The 1192-nt window shown below is 51.0% G+C and carries 1 protein-coding gene; it reads right to left on the bottom strand.

Annotated elements, in window-relative coordinates; all coding sequences use genetic code 11:
* Nucleotides 1–221: 221 nt before the first annotated feature.
* On the bottom strand, nucleotides 222–1192 hold a 971-nt coding region (locus HWQ67_RS19170), incomplete at its 5' end, for a tetratricopeptide repeat protein (RefSeq protein ID WP_218254296.1).

Genomic DNA, 1192 nt, shown 5'->3' with positions numbered 1-1192 from the left:
GAACGTCTATGAATTTGCCCGTCTCATACCCCGTCAGCAACCTCAAAAACGTCCCCGGCACATCTTTTATGATGTCCTTCAATGCTATGTCAAACTTCTGGTGCATGACTGTATAATAACACCCACTGACTGCCTCTGTCAACACGGCCAATTGCCTGGGCAATCTTATGGTCAATCAAAGGAATCATGGTTAAAGCAGTTCTATGGGACTTCTTTTTTCCTTACCATTGGATGCCCTGTTTTGCGAGGACGTCTCTTGCTTCTTTGGAGCCGAGTCTGGCTGCGACCTTGAAGTCGCTGATGGCCTGGAGGTCGTTACCATTAGCGTTGTGCAACACAGCCCTGGAGTAAAAGGCCTTTGGGTCCTGGGGGGCCAGCACAATGGCCATGTCAAGGTCCTCGATGGCCTGTTCGGTGGCATCGATGGCCTTGTATGCCAACCCGCGAAAGAGATATGCCATGGCATACCTGGAATTGAGGTCTATGGCCATGTCAAAGTCGTCAATGGCCTGCTGCACTTTGTTGAGGTCATAGTAAAAAAATCCCCGATAAAAATATGCCACCGACAGCTTTGGATTCAACTCAATTGCATGATTATAATCACTGAGCGCCTGCTGGTTCTTTCCAAGCATCTTGTACGACGATCCCCGATTTACATATGCCTCGGTGTATTGCGGATTTAACTCTATGGCATTGTTCAGGGCATCCACTGAGGCCTGATACTCTCGCTCGACAAAGAGCCTCCTGCCCCTCTCAAACCAATCATCCGCCGTCATCATCTCCGCCCTGTTGTGCGACGGTGGTGGCAGCGTTGGGAGCGTCTCAGGAGAGGGCTCAACAACACGCTCCGGAGACCGCTGAACACGCACAGCAACAGGTTCCTGAGGAGAAAGAGTTTTCTTGTATTCCTGGTATACCCCAAAGAGATTAAAGGCAAACAGCACTGTCACCAGCACAAACAGGGCAACAAACGTCCCAATCCGGTTGTCGTTGACCCCTCCGTGTGAGACGACCAGGTTGAGTTTTTCATCCCAGGTGGTTTTCTTGTCCCTGAGCAGGATCAGGTATGCCATAAAGTTGCTCAGGAAGCACAATCCGGGTATCCCCAGGGCCTGCCCCATAAACCATATGAACATGCCTCGCTTGAAAAACACCTTGAACTCCGGCACAGAGCCATCCGCAGCACGCACCC

The sequence above is a fragment of the Candidatus Magnetobacterium casense genome, assembly GCF_019173545.1.
In the GTDB taxonomy this organism is placed as follows: domain Bacteria; phylum Nitrospirota; class Thermodesulfovibrionia; order Thermodesulfovibrionales; family Magnetobacteriaceae; genus Magnetobacterium; species Magnetobacterium cryptolimnobacter.
The sequence above is the reverse complement of the archived record's forward strand: the minus strand, read 5'-3'. Positions and strand labels throughout refer to the sequence as shown.